The following is a 19,484-nucleotide window of genomic DNA, read 5'->3' as shown; positions in this document are numbered from 1 at the left end:
GAGCCATTGCGATCAAAACGATCATTCGGCAGGCGAGGGGTTGGCCGCACCGCGTTTGGTTTGGCGTCTTTCTTTGCGAGCGGACCGCCATGCCTTGAACTTCGCACGGGCCATCAAGGCCGACGGCGTGACGAAAAGCGTTAGCAGTGTCGCAAAAGCCAGGCCAAAGGCAATGGCGGTTGATAGTTGCCGCCACCATTGAGTGGAGGGCGCGCCGATCTGCAGGTCGCGCGCCACAAAATCAATGTTCAGAGCGAGCACCATCGGCATGAGGCCGAGAATTGTCGTGACACTGGTCAGCAGAACAGGGCGAAGTCGCTGCGCGCCGGTGCGCAGTATGGCATCGAAGTCGCTGCGCGCCGTTTCCTTCAGACGATCATAGGTATCGATCAGCACAATGTTGTTGTTAACGACGATGCCTGCCAAGGCTATGACCCCTATCCCGGACATGACGATCCCAAAAGGTTGTCCGGTCAACAACAGCCCCAACATGACGCCGACCGTCGACATCACCACGGCGGTCAGGATCAGGAATGCACTGTAAAAGGAGTTGAACTGGGTCACTAGGATGATGGCCATCAAGAACAACGCCACCACGAATGCCTTACCAAGGAAAGCCTGGGCCTTCTGCTGTTCTTCATCTTCGCCCTTGAAGCGAATATTGACCAATGGGTCAGGTTCTTGTTCCAGCATCCAATTTTGAATCTCCGCCACCTTTTCGGAAGCCAAGACGCCGGGCGCGACATCGGCGCGCAGCGTCACTACGCGCTGGCCATCGACGCGCCTTAGCTGATTGATCTTGGGTTGCGCCGATCGGGTGACGAAGTTGCTGATGGGGATCGAACCCTGCTTGGTTTGAATGCGCAGATCGTCGAGGTAGGAAACTGTTCGTTCTCGCTCGGTCAGTCGCACCACGATATCGATCTCATCGTCACTGTCGTCGGGGCGATAACCGCCAATGATCATGCCGTTGGTGACCATGCGGACGTAACTTCCGATGAGGCTGATGTCCGCGCCGAACTTCGCGGCTTGCGCCCGATCTACCGTCAAATTCCATTCGATGCCGGGCAGGCTGCCGCCGTCTTCGATGTTGAGCAATCCGTCCATCGATTCCAGCTTTGCTGCAATGCGCTCGGCGGTCGCTGCAATGCGTTCAGGTGAATCCGAGCCGACCTCGATCTGGATTGGCTTCCCAACTGGCGGGCCGGCCTCTTCCTTGCGGGTTTCCAGATGAATACCTGCCAGATCGGCAGTACGGTCCCGAATATCGGCCAGGATTACATCTGCTTTGCGCCGGGCGAACCAATCGGTGAATTCAAGCTGGACGACCCCGATGATGTCTTCCGGTTCGTCACGCTGTTGGCCGGAGCGCGCCATGGAAAAGGCGTAAATGCTGTGGAACTCGCCGCGTTCTTCTTGGAGATCGAGAATTCGGTTTTCCACCTGTTGCAACAAGGTGTCGCGTTCTTGAATCGAGAAGTTGCCCTGCGCTCTGATTTGCAGCGCCGCGTTATCCGGCTCGATCTTGGGAAAGAACTCGATACCCTTGCCAAAGGCGCCATAAGCGAACTGGGCGGCGATCAGCACAGCCAGCGCAGTCACGAGCACCGTTCCTGGCCGTTTGAGTGCGCTCCGCAAAAGACGAACGTAGTAACCGGTAATTCCCGATAGATTGGCCAAATCCTCGTCGTCCGTCGCATCCGGTGACAGCGGTGCGGGACCGCTGTGGCTCGCGCGGCCGATGAGAGCACCAAGCGTTGGCACGAAGATGAGCGCCATGGCAAGGGACGCCGACAAGGTCGCAACCAGCGTAATCGGCAGGTACTTCATGAACTCGCCGACGATCCCTGGCCAGAAAACCAGCGGCAGGAAAGCCGCCAGCGTGGTCGCGGTCGCTGCGATGATTGGCCAGGACATGCGCTGTGCGGCTAGGCCATAAGCGCGGCCGCGCGGCTCGCCTTCATTCATCTTTCGGTCGGCGTATTCGGTTACGACGATAGCACCATCGACCAACATACCGACGGAGAGAATCAGACTGAACAGCACCACCACGTTGACCGTCAGGCCCATCGACCAAATAACCAGGATGCCGGTCAGGAAGGATCCAGGTATTGCCACGCCCACCAGACCGGCCGACCGCAGTCCCAGGGCTGCCACGACGACGACCATGACGAGTAGGATAGCGCTCAATACGTTGTTCTGCAGGTCGGACAGCATTGTGCGAATGTTGGTTGAGGCATCCTGGCTGTAGTTTACCTGGACCGATTCCGGCCAGTACTTCCGGGTCTGCTCCACCTTCTCGCGGACGAGTTCGATGGTCTCGATTATGTTCTCACCCGTGCGCTTTTGAATTTCCAGTGCCAGGGCAGGTTGGCCATTCACACGCACGAATCCTTCGGAATCCTTGAAGGTGCGCCGCAGCTCGGCCAGATCGCCAAACCGCACGACCTGATCGCCGTCGGTCAAGACCGGTAAATCCAGTACGTCTTTGTAATCTTCGAATAGACCGGGAACCTTGACCGGGAAACGTCCGGTGCCGTTGTCCAGTTCACCTGCAGCGACCAGCAGGTTGGAGCGGTTCACATAGGTAACCAGCTCTTCGGTATCGATTCCGTAGCTTTCAAGCATCAGTGGGTCGACGACGATCTCCAACCTCTCCTCGCGGTCACCATTGAGGTTTGCGCTCAACACCTGGGGGATGGTTTCCAGGCGATCCTGCAAGTCGCGCGCCAGACGTAGCAGCGTGCGTTCGGGAACCTGACCGGAAAGTGTCACGGTCAGAACTGGGAAGAGGCTGAGATTGACTTCGCTAACGACAGGCTCATCGGCTTCGTCGGGCAGGTCGGGCTTGGCAAGGTCGACCTTCTCGCGAACATCGATCAAGGCGCGATTGGAATCGAAGCCGGCGTCGAACTCCAGCAACACATTGGCGCCGCCAAGGAAGGCGGTCGAGCGCATTTCCTTGACGCCTTCTATGCCCCGCATTTCCGTTTCCAAAGGCTTGATGAGAAGGCGTTCGGCATCCTCCGGCGAGATGCCGTCGTGCGAGACGTTGACATAGAGGATCGGTATGTTGACGTCCGGCGAATCTTCCTTCGGGATCACGGCGTAGGCATAGGCGCCTGCGATCAACAGCAAAACCAGTGTGCTGATGACACTACGTTTATGGGATAAGCAGGCGGCTATCAGTGCCTTCATTGTGCGGTTCCCAAGGCCAGCGGCTCCAGGGTTTCGGCATCGATAGCCTTCACGTTCTCGCCTTCTTGGACGAACTCTTGCCCCACCACGATGACGGTGGCGTGTTCAGGCAGACCGGTGACCCACATGACATCCCGCGATTCATCGATGATCGATATCTCCCGAAAGGCCACCACGCCCTGGTCGTCGACAATGCGAACCCCCACCTTTCCATTGTCAGCCAGCGTCAGGATCGCCGGGCTGATACGGTGAGCAACGACTGAAACGCGAGGCAGAATCATCTCGGCGGTGATACCGGCAGGAACCGCGGCGTCAGGATTCGGCATGGTCATTTCCACCCGAAAGGTGCGGGTGCTGGATTCGGCAGAAGCGGCGATGAAAGAGACGACCGCCTCTCCACGGCCGCCGCCGACGAATCGCACTTGACCCTTCGTTCCAAGTTCGATTTGACGGATATCCTGCTCATTCGCGAAACCCACGATCAGGAGTGGGTCGAGGTCGACGATCCGGGCCACCATCTGGCCAATCTCCAGGTAACTTCCCAGCTCTGTCGGACGGCTTTCCAGGCGTCCTGCAAAAGGCGCCGATATGACCAGGTTCTCAAGCTCTATCTCGGCTTTCTTGACGGCGGCGTCGGCCGCCTCCAGTCCGGCTTTCGCACCTGCAAGCTGTGTCTGCGCGCGAAAGCCCTTGTCCGCCAGCTTTACATTGGCCTCATGTTCAATGCGGCGTTGTTCGCGGAGTGCCTTGGCTTCGGCGAGTTGCGCCAGACGATCCTCGGGAGAAAGGCGTGCAATGACGTCACCAGCAGCGACATCGTTTCCTTTCTCCACGAGCAGCTCAATGATGATCCCTTTGGTTTCGGCCTTCAGATCGACGGCGCGTTCCGGTTCCGTTGAGCCGCGCAATACAAGCTGTCGCTCGTGTGCCTCGGCCACGATCTGGCGGACGCGCACAGATTGGCGCTCGCTTAACGCAGAGAGATTGGCCGGTTCCTTTTGCGGTTGCGGCCCGGAGCCGTTGCCCAGGCTGCCTGAAGCGATCCAGGCAACGGCGGCGACAGCGATAAGAGAGGCAATGATTATCGATCGGTTCATCTCAATTTCCTAATTGTCCCGATTCTTTATACGGACTAGCAGCCGGTTTCATGCCGCTTGCAGGTCTGATTGATTGAGTTTTTTTGTGGGCAAGGTCGCTTAGCGCCGCCAAGAGTTCGGCGCGTTGCTGCCTGAGATAGGTCAAGGCGCCCTGATAAACCGCATGCCCAAAACCATGCACGAAACGCCCTCCTGGTGTGGCGCTTGTCAGATCGCACCCTTCCATTTCCTGGATCCTGGTTTCGTAAAACGCGATGCGATCATCGATTAACCGTCGGACCAGCGAGGGCTCCAGAAAGTGCGCAAAGCTCAAGGTGAAGAGGAAATCGGAGCGAAACCGATCAGGCGCTGGTTCCTGCTCCAGACGTTCTATCAACCTGGTCATCCCAAGGTCCGTCAACGCGTAGACTTTCTTGTCCGGGCGCTTTGTTTGGGTCTCCTGGCGACAGACTACGCTTTCTTCTTCAGTCAGCTTGTTGAGTGCAGGATAGATCGACCCGAAAGAAACCTCTTGCAAGGCACTGATGGGAATACTCTCAAGTGACTTCTTGATTTCATATCCACTGGCCTCGCCGCGACTGAGCACGGCCAAGCATAGGGCTTTGGTGTCCATTGCTTTTACAACTCGCTTGTTCTGTCGATAATATGGCGGTTTGATATATATCGAAATGATATAGATCAAGCTGTAAGAGAGACTTCGAATCAATTTCGTACATTTTTCACCATTCGCGGCACGACAAAGTCGTAGGCGATCGTCGGTGATTGACCTAATCAAGGATGGCCTATGATCATCCCGGTCCGGTCGCTAATAAGGGGATCGGAACGGCGGGGCGGCAAGAACGGCCATTTCGTTTTGCGGCTGAGAATGTTACAGTTTTATTACGGCGCGGCGGTGATTCGTAAGTTTCTCCGTGCTGCCCTTCGATTTTTCTGGATCGTGCCCGGGTTCCTGGTTGGGAACTGTCCGGGCATGGTGGTTCTTTAACCCTTGTCCGATCGGAAGTCGCGATGGACCTCAGTGGCACTGAAGTGATCATCAACCTTGTCGGCGGCGTGGCGCTCCTGCTGTGGGGCGTTCGCATGGTGCGGACCGGCATCACGCGCGCGTTCGGCGCATGGTTGCGGCGCGTGGTTGCCGCTGGCACTTCAAGCCGATTGCGCGCTTTCTTCTTCGGGATTTTGGTTACAGGGCTGTTGCAGAGTTCAACGGCGACGGCATTGGTCGTCGCGGGTTTCGCAAGCCGCGCCATGATGACCACGGCTGCCGCCTTGGCGATCATGCTAGGCGCCGATGTTGGCTCGACGCTTGTCGCCCAGGTTTTTTCGTTCGATTTGAAGAGCCTTTCGCCGTTGTTGATCGTGGCGGGTGTTACGGCGTTCCTCAGCAGTGAGCGGGCGCTCATTCGCCAGCTCGGGAGGGCCGGGGTCGGGCTCGGACTTATGCTTCTATCGTTGAAGCTGATTGTGGGATCGTCGGCCGCGCTTCGAGGGTCGGAGATTCTTCCTCTGCTCATGGAACGCCTGGGCGACGAGCCCTTGATCGCTTTCCTGGTAGCTGCGGTATTGACTTGGCTCGCGCACTCCAGCCTGGCCATGGTGCTGTTGTTTATGTCGTTGGCGACGGCGGGAATTATCGAACCGCTGCTGGGTCTGGCGCTGGTCTTGGGTGCCAATGTTGGCGGCGCCATCGCTCCGGTCGCAATGACCGCCGGGTCAGGCGCGCTGGCCAGGCGTCCTCCGGTCGGCAATTTGATGATGCGGTTTATAGGTGCGGCGCTGCTGCTGGGCTTCCTGCCGGAGTGCCTTGCGTTGTTGGAGCGTCTAGAAGGGGACTCGCCGCGTCTTATCGTCAATGCCCATACCGGATTCAACTTGGCTGTTGCGTTGGTATTCCTGCCGCTAACCGGCATTGTGGCCAAGCTGTTGGAGCGCCTGTTGCCGGATGTCGAGCAGGAGGAGGACGACAGCCGCCCGCGCTATCTCGACCCTGATGCCGTCGACACGCCGTCCGTGGCACTTGCCAGTGCCGCGCGCGAAACGTTGCGTCTCGGCGACATGGTGGAGCAGATGTTGCGGCAGTCGATGGAGGTCTTCTGCAAGGACGATCAGAAGTTGCTTCGTGAAATATCCACACGCGATGACGACGTGGATAAGCTCTATGAGGCCATAAAGATCTATCTGACACGCCTGTCCCGAGAGGAAATGGATCGCGAGGAAAGTCAGCGGCATACGGCCATCCTAACCTTCACGACCAATCTGGAGCACATCGGCGATATCATCGACAAGAACTTGATGGAGTTAGCCGCCAAGAAGATTAAGAACCGTCTGCTGTTTTCCTCCAGTGGGCTGAAGGAAATCGAGAAACTCCACGCCGTCGTCATGGATAACCTTGGCTTGGCGCTGAACGTGTTTGTTTCCGAAGACGCCGGGCTTGCGCGTCAGTTGCTCGACCAGAAAGTCACCATTCGCGCGCTTGAGCAGAAACTGGCCGAATTGCACTTCGAGCGGGTAAGCGCCGGGCGCCAGGAATCCATTGAAACCTCGGCGCTCCATCTTGACGTAATTCGTGATCTGAAGCGCATCAATGGCCACCTGACGTCAGTTGCCTATCCGATATTGGAGAGCCGCGGAGAACTTGCGCAGAGTCGCCTGCGTAAACGTGATGCGGCCAGCGGATCCGACAAACCGGCCAAAAAGCGCCAGAATCTGCCGGAAGAAGCGAGTAATCTGGAAGCAAGCGGGAATTGCCGCCCAGCCAAAACCTGAAGGGCGGCCGGTTGGGCAAAACGATTCCGCCGGCGGGAATCTTTCTGTCATCGTGGCTGGACGGAGGATGGCAAATCGGGCCATTCTCGCGTGGCTTCTTTGGGCCAACGCGAGCAGGTAGGTTAACCGTGTGATTGACGACAGGAACAAAACCGTCCTGGTGACAGGCGGCGCAGGCTACATTGGAAGCCACTGCTGCAAGGCTCTTGCCCGAGCCGGGTTTGAACCCGTTGTTTACGACAACTTGTCCGGCGGCCATCGAGAGTTTGTGAAATGGGGCCCTTTGATAGAGGGGGATGTGCGCGACGGCGCAGGTCTGCAGGCGGCGATTGAACAGACGCAACCGATCGCGGTTCTCCATTTTGCCGGATTGATCGTCGTATCGGAGTCCGTGCGAGACCCGGGCGCTTGCTGGGATATCAATCTGAACGGTACCCTGCGGCTGCTCGAAGCGATGCAGCGCGGGGGTGTCGGGCATTTGGTCTTTTCCTCGACCGCGGCGGTTTATGGTGAACCCAACGTGGACCTGATTGACGAGCGGCAACCAAAAGAGCCTGTCAATCCCTACGGAGCCAGCAAGTTGGCGGCAGAGAAAATCATGGAAGCTTACGACGTAGCTCATGATTTGCGGTCGGTACGTTTGCGCTACTTCAACGCTGCCGGTGCCGATCCCGACGTTGAGATCGGTGAAGCTCACCAGCCCGAAACACACTTGATCCCTTTGGTATTGGATGCCGCGCTCGGCCGTCGCGAGCGTATCTCGGTTTATGGCGACGACTATCCGACAGAAGACGGTACCGCCATACGGGACTACATCCACGTATGCGATTTGGCTGCTGCGCACGTTGCAGCGCTGGAGCACCTTTTGGGCGGCGGCGCATCGGCGGCGATCAATCTGGGAACCGGGTCCGGGGCCTCGGTCGCCGAGGTCATAGCCCGGTGCCGCGCCGTCACGGGAAAAGTGATATCAGCCGAGCCGTTCCCGAGACGTGCAGGCGATCCGCCGCGCCTGGTCGCGGATCCAAGGCTGGCGCAGAGCCTTTTGAGATGGACGCCCGAACGTTCCGATTTGGATACCATCATCGGAGATGCCTGGGCTTGGCATAAGCGGAGGTTTTTCACGCCCACGGCAATGCCCGGTGCGCAAAACGGGTTGGCGTCATGACCTACCTCGTCACCGGCGCCGCCGGGTTCATCGGTTATCACACGGCACGAGCGCTGCTCGATCGTGGGGAATCCGTGGTGGGGATCGACAATCTCAACACTTACTATTCACCGCAACTAAAGGCGGACCGCCTGGCCAGGCTACTGGCGATGCCTGGGTTCGGTTTTCATCAGGTTGATATAGCCGATGCCGACGCCTTGAAGGCGGCGCTGGCGGGACAGCGTTTGCGCCGTGTGGTGCATCTGGCCGCACAGGCCGGTGTTCGGCATTCGATCGAGAACCCGCATGCCTATGTCCAGGCCAATCTCGTCGGACACCTAAACATGCTCGAGCTCTGTCGGCAAATGGATGGGTTCGAGCATATGGTTTATGCATCGTCCAGCTCGGTTTACGGCGGCAACACCAAGGTGCCTTTCTCGGAAGCCGACAGGGTAGATGCGCCGGTATCGCTTTATGCGGCGACCAAGAAGGCCGACGAACTGATGAGCCATTGCTATGCTCATCTTTATCGCATGCCTTTGACCGGTCTGCGCTTCTTTACCGTCTATGGTCCTTGGGGGCGGCCGGACATGGCCATGTGGTTGTTCACCGAGGCTATCTTGGCGGGGCGGGCGATCAAGGTCTTCAACCACGGCCGGATGAAGCGCGATTTCACATTCATCGATGATATTGTTCAAGGCGTCTTGGCGACGCTCGATGCACCGCCTCGCGACGACGGGCAGTCTGCGCCGCAACGCCTGTACAACATCGGCAACAACCATCCGGAATCCCTGCTGGATATGATTGCCGTCCTGGAAGACGCCTTGGGGCAGACTGCAAGCAAGGAGTTCTTGCCCCTGCAACCGGGCGATGTTCCGCAAACCAGTGCCGACATTACCGCTATTCAGCGAGACCACGGCTTTCAACCCCGAACCACGATTGCCGAAGGGATACCCAGGTTCGTGGATTGGTACAAATCGTACCGAGGTCTTTGAGAAGATTCCTGTCTTGTGCCTGAACCGCTTTGTCTGATTGGCGGCGACCGATGGTAAGCGGTTTGCAGTAATTTCCAATTTTAGATTGTTTTTTCTATGGATTTTGCCGTGACCGGGTATGATTTTTCCTTTAGGCAAACCTATACGGCGGAGAGGGGGCGGGTTTGTGATTGATTTGCAGTCGGGTGGCCTGCCAAGACGGGCGCTGTTTATTCTTATAGTTGTAAGCCTTCTGCTCCTGTGTTGGTGGGTTGTTTTCCTGTCTGGCGGATCGGCTCTGCCGCATGTCCATCTGGTCTATGTGCCGATCATAATCAGCGCATTTGTGTTTGGTCCTCCTGGCGGCGTTGCTGCAGGCGTCGCAGGTGCTATCTTGATGGGCCCCCTAATGCCATTAGATGTTGCGACCGGCCAAGAGCAGTCATTCGTCAATTGGAGCTTACGGGGAGCATACTTTACCGGGTTCGGCATTCTTGTGGGGGGCTTTCGCTCGGCCCTGAACGCGCGCAACGAAAAGATTGTCGAGGCGTTGAACTATGACAGTGAAACCAAACTCTACCGAACCTCCGCATTCCTCCATAATATATCGGATTGCTTTGTAAATCGCCCTGAAAACCAGCGCGACGCGATGATCCAGTTTGCGGTTAAGAATTATGACGAACTGATCGTGGCGTTTGGTCTGGAAGCCTATGAAGCGGCAATTCAAAGTGCCTCGGCCCGGCTTAGCAGCGCGGTCCCTGAGGCGTCGGTTTTGGGCCGCTCAGGCCGTGATCGCCTCAATGTTTTCCTCCCGGATTGCAACCGTTCTGATGCTATGCAAATTACGGCGCAGATTTTGGAGATTCTCGAGAATAGTGAAGACGCCACTGGTGTCGCATTGGTGCTATCGCTCGAAGCGGGCGTTGCCATATCGCCCGACGATGCGAGTGAATCCGAGGAACTGCTTCGCGCCGCCGCTGCGGCCATTGCCGACGGCGCGCTGACCAGTGCTCAAGTTCACTCCTTCGACAGGCGCACGAACGACCTCCGGAAGGAGAACCTCGAACTGCTTGCCGAACTCCGGCGGGCTTTGATGAATGAAGGCTTGGCCTTTTACGCCCAGCCCAAGGCGCGCTGCCGGGATCTCTCCTTTTGTGGCGCAGAACTTCTGGTCCGCTGGAACCATCCGGAACGGGGATTCATCCCCCCAGACCAGTTCATTCCCTTGGCCGAACGCTCACATCTGCGCGGTGCCATTACGACTCACGCGCTCAGAAGCGCATTTGCCTACATCGGTAGTCTGAATATCGAAGATCAATCGGCGGACAGCAGAATTTCAGTCAACCTGTCGGGGGAAGACGTCACGGACGAGCGCTTTCCAGAACGTCTATCCGGCCTCTTTCGTAGCAATCCCAACTTTCTCAGGCGGCTGGAGCTTGAGGTAACGGAAACCGCTTTGGTGCGCGATTGGGCGGTCGCTGTCCCCGTGCTCGAAGCCCTTCGAGAAATGGGCATCACGATAGCCATCGATGATTTCGGAACAGGCTATTCGTCGCTCGCTTACTTGCGGGATATTCCAGCCGACACGATCAAGCTGGATCGGGCTTTTATCAAGGACGTCGTGGTCTCGTCGCAGAATCAGTGCATCGTGCGCCATGCGATCGATATGGCAATGGAGTTTGGGCTTACAAGTGTTGCTGAAGGTGTTGAAGACGAAGCGACCATGCATTGGCTTTGCGATAACGACTGCGACATGTTCCAGGGCTATTGGTTTGCACGACCGATGCCCCAGGCGGATATGCTTAGCTGGTTGGATACCAAGTCAAGCCGATGAATGAACTGTCAGTCCCGGTCTGAATCTCGATTGGTTCCCGCGATCCATTTTTCGACCGTGGTAGCGGCTTTCGATCCAAAAAATACAGGCTCCAGGCAGTCGCCGTTATAGGGGACCCACCAATCGCCCTGCAATATCATTCATTTGAATCAATCCACTAGTACTGCTGTAAATCGCAATTCGGCCACGCGAAGGGCAGGTTTTGCACTATGAGGCGGCAATTCGCTTCACGGTCGATGATCAAGCTATCGCCAAAGCCGAACAAGGGTGCAACACCGATATCATCGGGCCCAACAGTTTGTTGACCACGTCCACGGTTGTCCCTTAGCTGCCCGCCTCTGCGTGAGTCCACATTTTGTACTGTCACGCCAAAAACATCCAATGGGTAGAGGATTAGAAGGTCGGTGGCGAATTGATCCAAATTACTTTCGCCGTGACGTTTCCAGGGTTTCGATAGCTGTGCGGCAGGTCAGAGCGGAAGAAGAAAGAATCGCCTTGATTAAGAAGGTATTTTTCGGCGCCCACTTGCAGTTCAAAGGTCCCTTCCAGCACGAAGCCGACTTCCTGGCCCAGATGATTGATCTCGCCACCATTGTAGGCACCAGGGCCAATGATGTGCACATTGCCATCGATAATCTGGTCGTCAATCCGAGGAACCAATCGCTCCAGGCGAATTAAATTCTGGGCGTTCTCATCGTCGATGATCACCACAGGCCGTTGGCCACTGCGATAGATATGGGCGTCGCCGCCGCTTTCTTCTGAAAACAAGACACTGATGCTCGTATCCAACACCGATACTATCCGGTGCAGCATCCGCAAAGACGGCACCGTCTTTTCGCATTCGATCTTCGACAGCATGCTTTCGGAGCAGCCTACACGTTCGGCCACTATCTTCAGAGTGAGGCGCTTTGTACGACGCGCTTGCCTGAGTTTTGTTCCTAGATTCTTGAACTCTGTGCCGTGAGGCATCCGTAATCCTGTTTTCAACCTTCAAAAATATCTGAGGCGGTTCCTTACACTCAGCCAAAGCTTTGCGCAATCACACACACTCTCTAAATCTATTGATCCAGATGATTGATTGAAATTCAAGTGACGTGACCATAGATAAAATCAATGGAAACATGACTAGCGAAGATCATTAACGTAAGGGAGGCATTCAAAGAATGGCTGACAAGAAGGGTCGCCGCGAGGCCATTGTGAAGATCGCGTGCATCCAGATGGAACCCATCGTAGGCGACAAGAAAAGGAATATCCGACGCAGCGTCGAACTAATTGAGGAAGCTGCTGCGAATGGAGCAGAACTCGTGGTTTTGCCCGAACTCTGCAACTCTGGATACGTCTTCAATGATCGCGATGAAGCCTTTGCGCTTTCAGAGGAAGTGCCAGGTGGCGAAACCTGCGACGCCTGGTGTGCAGTCGCAAACAAACACGGTTTGCATATTGTCGCAGGGATCAACGAGCGTGAAGGAGATAGCCTTTACAATAGCGCCGTCGTCATAGGCCCGGAAGGTTACGTTGGCACCTTCCGCAAGGTGCACCTCTGGAACGAAGAGAACCTGTTTTTCGAACCGGGTGATCTTGGTTTTCCGGTCTTCAGAACGCCACTCGGTCGGATCGGCTGCAATATTTGCTACGATAGCTGGTTCCCCGAAAGCTTCCGCCTTGCCGCCCTGCAGGGCGCGGATATTGTCTGCGTGCCTACTAACTGGGTCCCCATCCCAGGGCAGGCCAAAGGCGAACGCGCTATGGCCAATACGCTGGTCATGGCCGCCTCTCACTGCAACTCAGTATTCATTGCCGCCGCTGATCGGATTGGCACAGAGCGTGGCCAGCCCTTCGAAGGGCAGAGTTTGATCACCAGTCATACTGGCTGGCCGATCGCTGGACCTGCGAGTGCCGACAAGGAGGAGATCCTCTATGCAGAGGCAAACCTTGCCGACGCGCGCCGTAAACGTAACTGGAACGAATACAACCAGCCCCTCCGGGATCGGCGTACCGATCTCTACGAGGAAATGCTCGGAAGCCCGCACGAACCTGGCTGGTATTAGAAACCACAAACGGGCTCACCCCAACCAGAAGCCATTTCAGATTGGATAGGAGAGGTCAATCATGAGAGACACGATTTTAACCAAGAAGCCGGTTTCACGCCGACGCGCATTACAGACGTTGGGCGTAACGGCCGCAGCGTTCGCCGCACCAGCCATTATCCGCTCGGCCCGTGCCGCCGAAGCGATCAAAGTTGGTATCATCTCGCCGCTCACAGGTGCATGGACCGTGTACGGAAAGGCGCACATCGCAGGTTTCGAACTCGCAGCGGAAGAAATCAACGCTGCTGGTGGCGTTCTTGGTCGGCCGCTGGAGCTGGTTGTCGGCGATTCAAAAACTGAACCGCGCATCGTGGTGGAGCAGGCAAACCGTCTGATTCGGCAGGAGCGTGTGGATTTCCTGGCGGGGACCTTTTCCAGTGCCGAGCGAAATGCTGCGGGACCGGTCGTTAAAGGCGCCGACAAAGTGCTGCTTTACCCGACCTTCTACGAGGGTCAGGAGAAGGAATACTATCCCGGTGTGTGCAATCCCAACATCTTCATGTTCGGGCCGGAGCCAACGCAGCAAGTCTGGCCGCACATGGAATACATGATGAACAAGTTTGGTAAAAAGTTCTTCATGATTGGCTCGGATTACGCCTGGCCGCGCGTAACCAACCAGGTAACCAAGCAGAAGCTTGCAGATCTGGGCGGTGAGGTTGTCGGCGAGGTCTATATCCCCTTCAACACACCGCAATATGAATCCGTGCTTCGCGATATTCGCAGTTCCGGCGCAGACATCATCTTCCACAGCCTGACCGGCAGCGATACCGTCAACTTCCGCCAGCAATTTGCGGCAGCCGGAATGAAGGAAGATTTTGCTCTGTGGACAGTGGACGACGAAGAAGTCGTTACTTCCGGTCTTGGGCCGGAGGTATCAGCCAACGATTATGTGAGCTTCGACTATTTCATGTCGATCAAACACCCGAACAATGCAGGTTTTCTCAAGCGTTTCAAAGCCAAGTATGGCGAGAACGCGCTGATGAACACCGTCGGCGTCTCCATGTACAATGCCGCCCATATGGCTGCACGGGCCATTGAAAAGGCCGGCGAGGTCAGCACAGAATCACTGCGCGCCAACCTGAAGGGCATCGAGTTTGACGGTGCGCCCCAGGGACCGGTACGTATGCGCGAAATCGACAATCAAATTGTGTTGCCATCTTATCTGATGCAGGTTCGACCGAACTGGACCGATGTGAACGATATGTTCACCGAAGTGCAGTCGTTTGAAGGTGTTGAACCCTTGGATGCCCGCTGCGACCTGCCGCTCTAGCCGGGAGCGTGCACGGGTGCCCCCGCCGGAGTTTTCTCCGACTACGGGGGCACCCGTTACTTTCTAATCAGGTGTCGGTGTTTCATTGGAGGGAGAAATTGTATGAACTTGGCGTTGAGCATCGCCGTTGACGCCACTCTCATTACGCTGGTCTTGGCCCTGGCCGCCTTTGGACTGGCAATTATTTACGGGTTGGTTGGCGTTATCAATATGGGGCACGGCGCGATGTTGACCCTAGGCGCCTATTTTGCCTGGGCGACGACAACCGCTGGCATTCCCTTTGGATTAGCAGTCTTGCTTTCCGCTCTCGGCGTATGTGTCGTAGGGCTGCTTTTCGAACACCTTGTGATCCGATTTTTCTACGACCGGCCATTTGAAACCTTACTTCTTACCTGGGCATTCTTCCTGATTGCCACCGAGGTCATAAAAATCGTTTTTGGCACGGACTTCAGGAATGTCGAAAGTCCTTTGCCCGGCGCTTACGAGTTGGCTGGCTTAAAGATACCGGCCTACCGCAGCGCCGTTGCTGGCTTCACCCTGTTACTGATCGGTGCATCAGCTTTCGTGTTTTTCCGCACGTCGATCGGAATCAAGATCCGGGCGTTGATCCAGAATCGCGAAGTCGCCAGTCTGCTTGGCCTGAACATCGCGCTTACTTACAAACTGGTCTTCGGCTTCGGCGCCTTCATGGCCGGTCTCGCCGGGGCGCTGATCGCGCCGATGCTAAGCATCGATCCCTACATCGGGAATGTCTTTCTGGTTCGCTCATTCTTCGTGGTGATCGTCGGTGGCGTCGGGCAACTGCTAAGCGGCACATTGCTGGGTAGCTTCTTCATCGGCGGCTCCGAAACCCTTTTTGCGCTCTTCACCAATCAGGTGGTGGCGCAGGCGGCCGTCTTCTTTATCGCCATCATGATTCTGCGCTTCCGACCGCAGGGTCTGATCAAAGGACGTTGATCCAAGCCATGCCCGAGACTCTTTCCAAGCAAGAAAAGTCAGTCCGGCGAAGCCGTTGGGGCGGTGAGACCGGCGTCGCGATGGTGGTTTTTGCGCTTCTGGCGCTGTTGCCAACCGTCTTCTCCGGCTATGTGATCTACATCCTGCCGCAGTACATGCTGTTCGGCCTTCTGGCCATGTCACTCGGCCTGCTTTGGGGTTTTGGCGGCATTCTCAGCTTTGGCCAAGCCGCGTTCTTCGCTGTTGGCGGCTATGCGATGGGCCTGATGATGCAGCAGGCATTACCAGTCAATGCGGCTTATCTAGGCATAATCGTCGCCGTCCTGGCTGGCGGTGGCCTGGCAGCGATTGCCGGCTACTTTCTCTTTAGCGCTGGAGTGCGGGCGACATACTTCGTACTGATCACTTTAGCGCTCTCAATCATCGCCGAGCAGATCGCTGTCAGCCAGTCGCAAATCACCGGTGGGTGGAATGGACTTTTTGTCGACCGGATGTCGCTGACCTTTGGACCGCTTGGCGAGGTATCGCTCTATGGAGACGTGGCGTTCTACTATTTCGTCCTACCGCTGATCGTTCTCTGCTATCTGGGCTTTCGTTGGCTGACCCTCTCGAAAGTCGGCAAGGTGCTGGTAGGGATACGCGAGAACGAGGACCGGGTGATCGCCCTTGGTTTTAATGTTTCCGCATACAAAACACTGGTTTTCGCTTTGTCCGGGGGCCTTGCCGGCTTTGCGGGTGCCCTCTATGCGAGTCAGGCAAACTTCGTCTCGCCGTCATTGGCGGGCGTTCTCTTTTCGACCGAGGTTGTTGTCTGGGTAGCCATCGGCGGGCGGGCATCGCTTCTTGGTGCTCTGCTTGGCGGTATCCTGGTTTCATCGCTCTCGAACTATCTGAGCGCAATCACGCCTGAGTACTGGCAGCTTTTGTTGGGGATCATTTTCATCCTGGTAATCGCCTTCTTCAAATCCGGACTTTCCGGTGCCGTCGTGCAGCTTTTTCAGTTTCTGCAAAGGAGGCGTGGCTAACATGGCAGTACTTTTGAGAACCACTGGATTGTCGAAGAACTTTCGCGGCCTGATCGCCAACAAGGATATTGATTTTCAGTTGGAGGCTGGGCAGGTCCGTAGTGTCATTGGGCCGAATGGTGCAGGAAAAACAACCTTCATCAGCATGATCTCCGGGCATCTGGCTCCGTCCTCTGGAAAAATCTACTACAAAGAACAAGACATCACTGGCTTACCGGTGCCAAAGCGCGCCAGGGTCGGCATAGCGCGCAAGTTCCAAACGCCTTCGGTCTTCGACAATCTTACCGCTTACGAAAACATAGAACTCGCTGTGCTGGGAACTTCAACCCCGCGCGAGCGCCGTGAAAACCGCGTGCTCGAGGTCCTGGATATCGTTCGGTTGCGGGAACAGCGGCACACTCCGGTACAGTTTCTCTCCCACGGTCAACGCCAGTGGCTTGAGATCGGCATGCTTTTGGGAATCGAAGCGGAATTGCTGCTTTTGGATGAGCCAACTGCTGGCATGACGGCTGCAGAAACTGCGGCCACCGGGGACTTGGTCAAAAGCTTGGCGCGGGACCGTAATCTGTCGATTGTCATTATCGAGCACGACATCAACTTTATTCGCGACCTCCAGGCACCGATCACGGTGCTGCATCTTGGGCAGGTCCTCAAGGAAGGTTCATTCGAGGAGTTGTCCAACGATCCGCAGGTGCGCGAAGTCTACTTGGGAGCTTGATGATGTCTTTGGAAGTTGAAGCGCTCGATTCTGGATATGGCGCGATCAAAGTGCTCCGGGGGGTGTCCTTTTCCATCGCGGAGGGCGAGGTCCTTGGTGTGCTCGGCCGCAATGGCATGGGCAAGACGACTTTGATACGGGCGCTCTCCGGCCTCATTAAAACGACCAGTGGCGCGATCAGGCTCGACGGAGAGGACATCAGTGGGCTGCAAGCCTACGAGCGCGCGCGCCGTGGCATAACAACTGTTGTCCAGGGGCGAGGAATTTTCCCTCAACTGACGGTGCGCGAGAATTTGGAGATTGGGCGGATCGCCGCCGGCAAGCGGCCACGTGATCGTAGTGAGGAAGTCCTCAGCTATTTTCCCAGGCTTGGCGAACGCATGTCCCAGCAGGCCGGCACCATGAGCGGCGGCGAGCAGCAAATGTTAGCCATCGGCCGCGGGCTCATGACCGACCCGAAGGTGATGCTACTGGACGAGCCTTCGGACGGCATCATGCCGACACTCGTTCACCAGATTGGCGTGACCCTGAAGGAAATTAACAAGAACGAAGGAATGACCATCGTCATTGTTGAACAGAACGTGCCGATGATCTTCAACATGGCCGATCACTGCATCATTCTCGAAAAAGGCGCTCTGGTTGCGAAGGGAACCACTCAGGAGGTCTCCCAATCTGACGTCGTTCAGCAGTATCTCGCAATCTGATGCCGGGTCGGCCATCAGGGAGGAACCTGCTTATGACCATACCCGATGCCGTCAGCCTGACTCAGGCTCTAATTCGCTTTGACACTGTCAATCCACCGGGGTTCGAGAGGGACTGCGCCCACCATCTTGGCGTAATGCTTGAAGAAGCGGGTTTTGCGAACAGCTACTACGAGTTTGCGGACGGCCGCACGACCCTGGTGTCATGTCTGCCCGGCCGTGATGAAAGTTTGTTGCCATTGGCGATGACTGGGCATCTGGATACCGTGCCCTTTGGGCATCAGCCCTGGACAAGGGCGCCGCTAGCCGGGGAGATTGCTGACGGAAAGCTTTATGGACGGGGCGCCAGTGACATGAAAAGCGGCGTTGCGGTCGCTGTTGCCAGCGCAGTTGCAGCCGCCCAGCAACCGGAGAGTTTGCGCCGTGGCCTCATGTTGATTCTGACGGCAGGAGAGGAGACCGGATGCGAGGGATCGAGGTACGTAGCCGAAATCGAGGGCGCTCTCGGCAAGGCAAGTGCGCTTCTGGTTGCAGAGCCCACTTCGAATTTGCCTGCCATCGGTCACCGCGGGGCCCTATGGTTGCGTGGTGAGACTGCTGGCGTCACTGCCCATGGGTCCATGCCTGAAAAGGGTGTCAACGCCGTCTATAAGGCGTCACGCGCGATTGCAAAACTCGAGCAATTCGGATTCAACGAGAAGCGCGATGAGCTTTTGGGGTCGCCAAGCCTCAATGTTGGAACGGTTCGGGGCGGCCTCAATATCAATTCGGTGCCAGATTATGCGGAGTTCACAATCGACATTCGCTCGATCGAGCGTAAGTCTCACGAAAAGATTTTGAGCCAGCTTAAATCTTACCTCAATGACGAAGGAGTAGGGCTGAACGCGGAGGTGGACCTTGATCCTGTCAAAACGGATTTCAATCACCCCTTCGTTCAATGTGTAAACGCAGTCGTCGCGCAGGAAATTCAGATTGTTCCGCGTCCCATGACCTTACCGTTTTTCACCGATGCTTCGATTTTAGCCGCTGCGCTATGCGCACCTACAGTAATTTTGGGACCGGGCGAGACCGCGCTTGCGCATCAAACGGACGAATACTGCTTTGTCGACAAGATTCCCGAAGCCGTCATGCTCTACGAAAAAATTATAGATTCTTGGTGCCGTTGACGGGTTGTGCGCTGTGAAATGATTCAAACCTTCGGGCCCAAGTTCAGCAATTTTCAGCTATTGCTCAGCCGAAAGAATCTGCGTGGGGGATGAAAATCCTGATTGTTCAGACTCCCGCAGGAAAACCAATATCAAGCTTGTGCCGACGCGAAGATTGCGCTTTGGCGCCGTGTTCGTGTGTGGCGTAACCTATATGAAAATCCAGTTTGAGGTCGAGGTCGCGAAACGGCAGCGGGAAGTCTTTGCTTAGTTTCCCACCAAATCTCTGGCCGGCTCCAAGAAGCGCTCCGCAGAGGTTCAAAAATTTCTCTGTAGACCGCTGTTGTGGACTCAAGGCCACAAACCGGGATCACGGCCGGATGGACTGGCTGAGAATACAAGGAATTACTGGAGAGACTGGCTGGGGGACCTGGATTCGAACCAGGGCTGTCCGGGTCAGAGCCGGAAGTTCTACCGCTAAACTATCCCCCAGCAGGGTTTGCTGGTTAGTCAACGCGCAGGTATTCCGCGTTGGGCGCATCATATAGTCCGGTAGATGATAGCATTT

At 56.3% G+C, this 19,484-nt stretch carries 15 protein-coding genes and 1 tRNA gene; 11 read left to right on the top strand and 5 right to left on the bottom strand.

The features are described from left to right. Positions 1-21: 21 nt before the first annotated feature. From ABIE63_RS01530 to ABIE63_RS01520, 3 genes are read right to left on the bottom strand one after another with little or no spacing between them, the layout of a single operon-like run. The gene (locus ABIE63_RS01530; RefSeq protein WP_354502217.1) at positions 22-3,198 is read right to left on the bottom strand and encodes an efflux RND transporter permease subunit; all 3,177 of its coding nucleotides are present in this window, start codon (positions 3,196-3,198) and stop codon (positions 22-24) included. Next, on the bottom strand, positions 3,195-4,295 hold the full coding sequence (locus ABIE63_RS01525; RefSeq protein WP_354502214.1) for an efflux RND transporter periplasmic adaptor subunit: 1,101 nt from the start codon (positions 4,293-4,295) through the stop codon (positions 3,195-3,197). Before ABIE63_RS01525 ends, ABIE63_RS01530 begins: the two co-directional genes overlap by 4 nt. A 1-nt stretch (position 4,296) precedes the next feature. Next, positions 4,297-4,908 carry a PadR family transcriptional regulator gene (locus ABIE63_RS01520; protein WP_354502211.1) on the bottom strand — a complete coding sequence of 204 codons (612 nt, stop codon included), beginning with the start codon at positions 4,906-4,908 and terminating at the stop codon, positions 4,297-4,299. A 395-nt stretch (positions 4,909-5,303) separates the two neighbouring features. Between ABIE63_RS01520 and ABIE63_RS01515 the strand changes: the two genes are divergently transcribed. From ABIE63_RS01515 to ABIE63_RS01500, 4 genes are all read left to right on the top strand, one after another. Next, positions 5,304-7,061, top strand: a complete 1,758-nt coding sequence (locus tag ABIE63_RS01515; protein ID WP_354502209.1) for a Na/Pi cotransporter family protein — start codon at positions 5,304-5,306, stop codon at positions 7,059-7,061. Positions 7,062-7,191: 130 nt separating this feature from the next. Beyond that, positions 7,192-8,226, top strand: coding sequence for a UDP-glucose 4-epimerase GalE (galE, locus tag ABIE63_RS01510; RefSeq protein WP_354502207.1), 1,035 nt, complete (start codon positions 7,192-7,194; stop codon positions 8,224-8,226). Beyond that, on the top strand, positions 8,223-9,200 hold the full coding sequence (locus ABIE63_RS01505) for an NAD-dependent epimerase/dehydratase family protein (protein WP_354502204.1): 978 nt from the start codon (positions 8,223-8,225) through the stop codon (positions 9,198-9,200). The genes galE and ABIE63_RS01505 overlap by 4 nt, the downstream gene beginning before the upstream one ends. Before the next feature lie 166 nt (positions 9,201-9,366). Beyond that, positions 9,367-11,013 (top strand): GGDEF domain-containing phosphodiesterase, encoded by a 1,647-nt coding sequence (locus ABIE63_RS01500; protein ID WP_354502201.1) that lies wholly within the window; start codon positions 9,367-9,369, stop codon positions 11,011-11,013. Positions 11,014-11,406: 393 nt separating this feature from the next. Here ABIE63_RS01500 and ABIE63_RS01495 read toward each other — a convergent pair whose 3' ends face one another. Next, the gene (locus ABIE63_RS01495) at positions 11,407-12,000 is read right to left on the bottom strand and encodes a cupin domain-containing protein (RefSeq protein WP_354502198.1); all 594 of its coding nucleotides are present in this window, start codon (positions 11,998-12,000) and stop codon (positions 11,407-11,409) included. Between the two features lie 176 nt (positions 12,001-12,176). Here ABIE63_RS01495 and ABIE63_RS01490 point away from each other — a divergent pair, with 176 nt between their 5' ends. From ABIE63_RS01490 to ABIE63_RS01460, 7 genes are all read left to right on the top strand, one after another. After that, positions 12,177-13,061 (top strand): nitrilase family protein, encoded by an 885-nt coding sequence (locus ABIE63_RS01490; protein WP_183415453.1) that lies wholly within the window; start codon positions 12,177-12,179, stop codon positions 13,059-13,061. Between the two features lie 118 nt (positions 13,062-13,179). Beyond that, positions 13,180-14,370 (top strand): substrate-binding protein, encoded by a 1,191-nt coding sequence (locus ABIE63_RS01485; protein ID WP_354502194.1) that lies wholly within the window; start codon positions 13,180-13,182, stop codon positions 14,368-14,370. Positions 14,371-14,472: 102 nt separating this feature from the next. Next, positions 14,473-15,327: a branched-chain amino acid ABC transporter permease gene (locus tag ABIE63_RS01480; protein WP_183415451.1), complete on the top strand. Its 855-nt coding sequence runs from the start codon at positions 14,473-14,475 to the stop codon at positions 15,325-15,327. A gap of 8 nt (positions 15,328-15,335) precedes the next feature. Beyond that, positions 15,336-16,352 (top strand): branched-chain amino acid ABC transporter permease, encoded by a 1,017-nt coding sequence (locus ABIE63_RS01475; protein ID WP_354502191.1) that lies wholly within the window; start codon positions 15,336-15,338, stop codon positions 16,350-16,352. A 1-nt stretch (position 16,353) separates the two neighbouring features. Then, positions 16,354-17,070, top strand: a complete 717-nt coding sequence (locus ABIE63_RS01470; RefSeq protein WP_354502188.1) for an ATP-binding cassette domain-containing protein — start codon at positions 16,354-16,356, stop codon at positions 17,068-17,070. A gap of 2 nt (positions 17,071-17,072) precedes the next feature. Further along, entirely contained in the window at positions 17,073-17,774 is a 702-nt protein-coding gene (locus tag ABIE63_RS01465) for an ABC transporter ATP-binding protein (protein WP_354502185.1), read from the top strand. A 32-nt stretch (positions 17,775-17,806) separates the two neighbouring features. Further along, positions 17,807-18,937, top strand: coding sequence for a M20 family metallopeptidase (locus ABIE63_RS01460; RefSeq protein ID WP_354502182.1), 1,131 nt, complete (start codon positions 17,807-17,809; stop codon positions 18,935-18,937). Positions 18,938-19,334: 397 nt separating this feature from the next. Here ABIE63_RS01460 and ABIE63_RS01455 read toward each other — a convergent pair. Then, positions 19,335-19,408 (bottom strand) — tRNA-Gln (locus ABIE63_RS01455). Between the last annotated feature and the right edge of the window lie 76 nt (positions 19,409-19,484).

The organism is Limibacillus sp. MBR-115 (assembly GCF_040549425.1).
GTDB lineage: Bacteria > Pseudomonadota > Alphaproteobacteria > Kiloniellales > CECT-8803 > Limibacillus > Limibacillus halophilus.
Note: the sequence above shows the minus strand (reverse complement) of the source record. Positions and strands in the feature narration are given on the sequence as shown.

Excerpts from the sequence above, each read along its gene's own strand:
- ABIE63_RS01530 (WP_354502217.1), bottom strand. The coding sequence starts at position 3,198 with ATGAAGGCACTGATAGCCGCCTGCTTATCCCATAAACGTAGTGTCATC.
- ABIE63_RS01525 (WP_354502214.1), bottom strand. The coding sequence starts at position 4,295 with ATGAACCGATCGATAATCATTGCCTCTCTTATCGCTGTCGCCGCCGTT.
- ABIE63_RS01520 (WP_354502211.1), bottom strand. The coding sequence starts at position 4,908 with ATGGACACCAAAGCCCTATGCTTGGCCGTGCTCAGTCGCGGCGAGGCC.
- ABIE63_RS01515 (WP_354502209.1), top strand. The coding sequence starts at position 5,304 with ATGGACCTCAGTGGCACTGAAGTGATCATCAACCTTGTCGGCGGCGTG.
- ABIE63_RS01505 (WP_354502204.1), top strand. The coding sequence starts at position 8,223 with ATGACCTACCTCGTCACCGGCGCCGCCGGGTTCATCGGTTATCACACG.
- ABIE63_RS01490 (WP_183415453.1), top strand. The coding sequence starts at position 12,177 with ATGGCTGACAAGAAGGGTCGCCGCGAGGCCATTGTGAAGATCGCGTGC.
- ABIE63_RS01480 (WP_183415451.1), top strand. The coding sequence starts at position 14,473 with ATGAACTTGGCGTTGAGCATCGCCGTTGACGCCACTCTCATTACGCTG.
- ABIE63_RS01475 (WP_354502191.1), top strand. The coding sequence starts at position 15,336 with ATGCCCGAGACTCTTTCCAAGCAAGAAAAGTCAGTCCGGCGAAGCCGT.
- ABIE63_RS01470 (WP_354502188.1), top strand. The coding sequence starts at position 16,354 with ATGGCAGTACTTTTGAGAACCACTGGATTGTCGAAGAACTTTCGCGGC.
- ABIE63_RS01465 (WP_354502185.1), top strand. The coding sequence starts at position 17,073 with ATGTCTTTGGAAGTTGAAGCGCTCGATTCTGGATATGGCGCGATCAAA.
- ABIE63_RS01460 (WP_354502182.1), top strand. The coding sequence starts at position 17,807 with ATGACCATACCCGATGCCGTCAGCCTGACTCAGGCTCTAATTCGCTTT.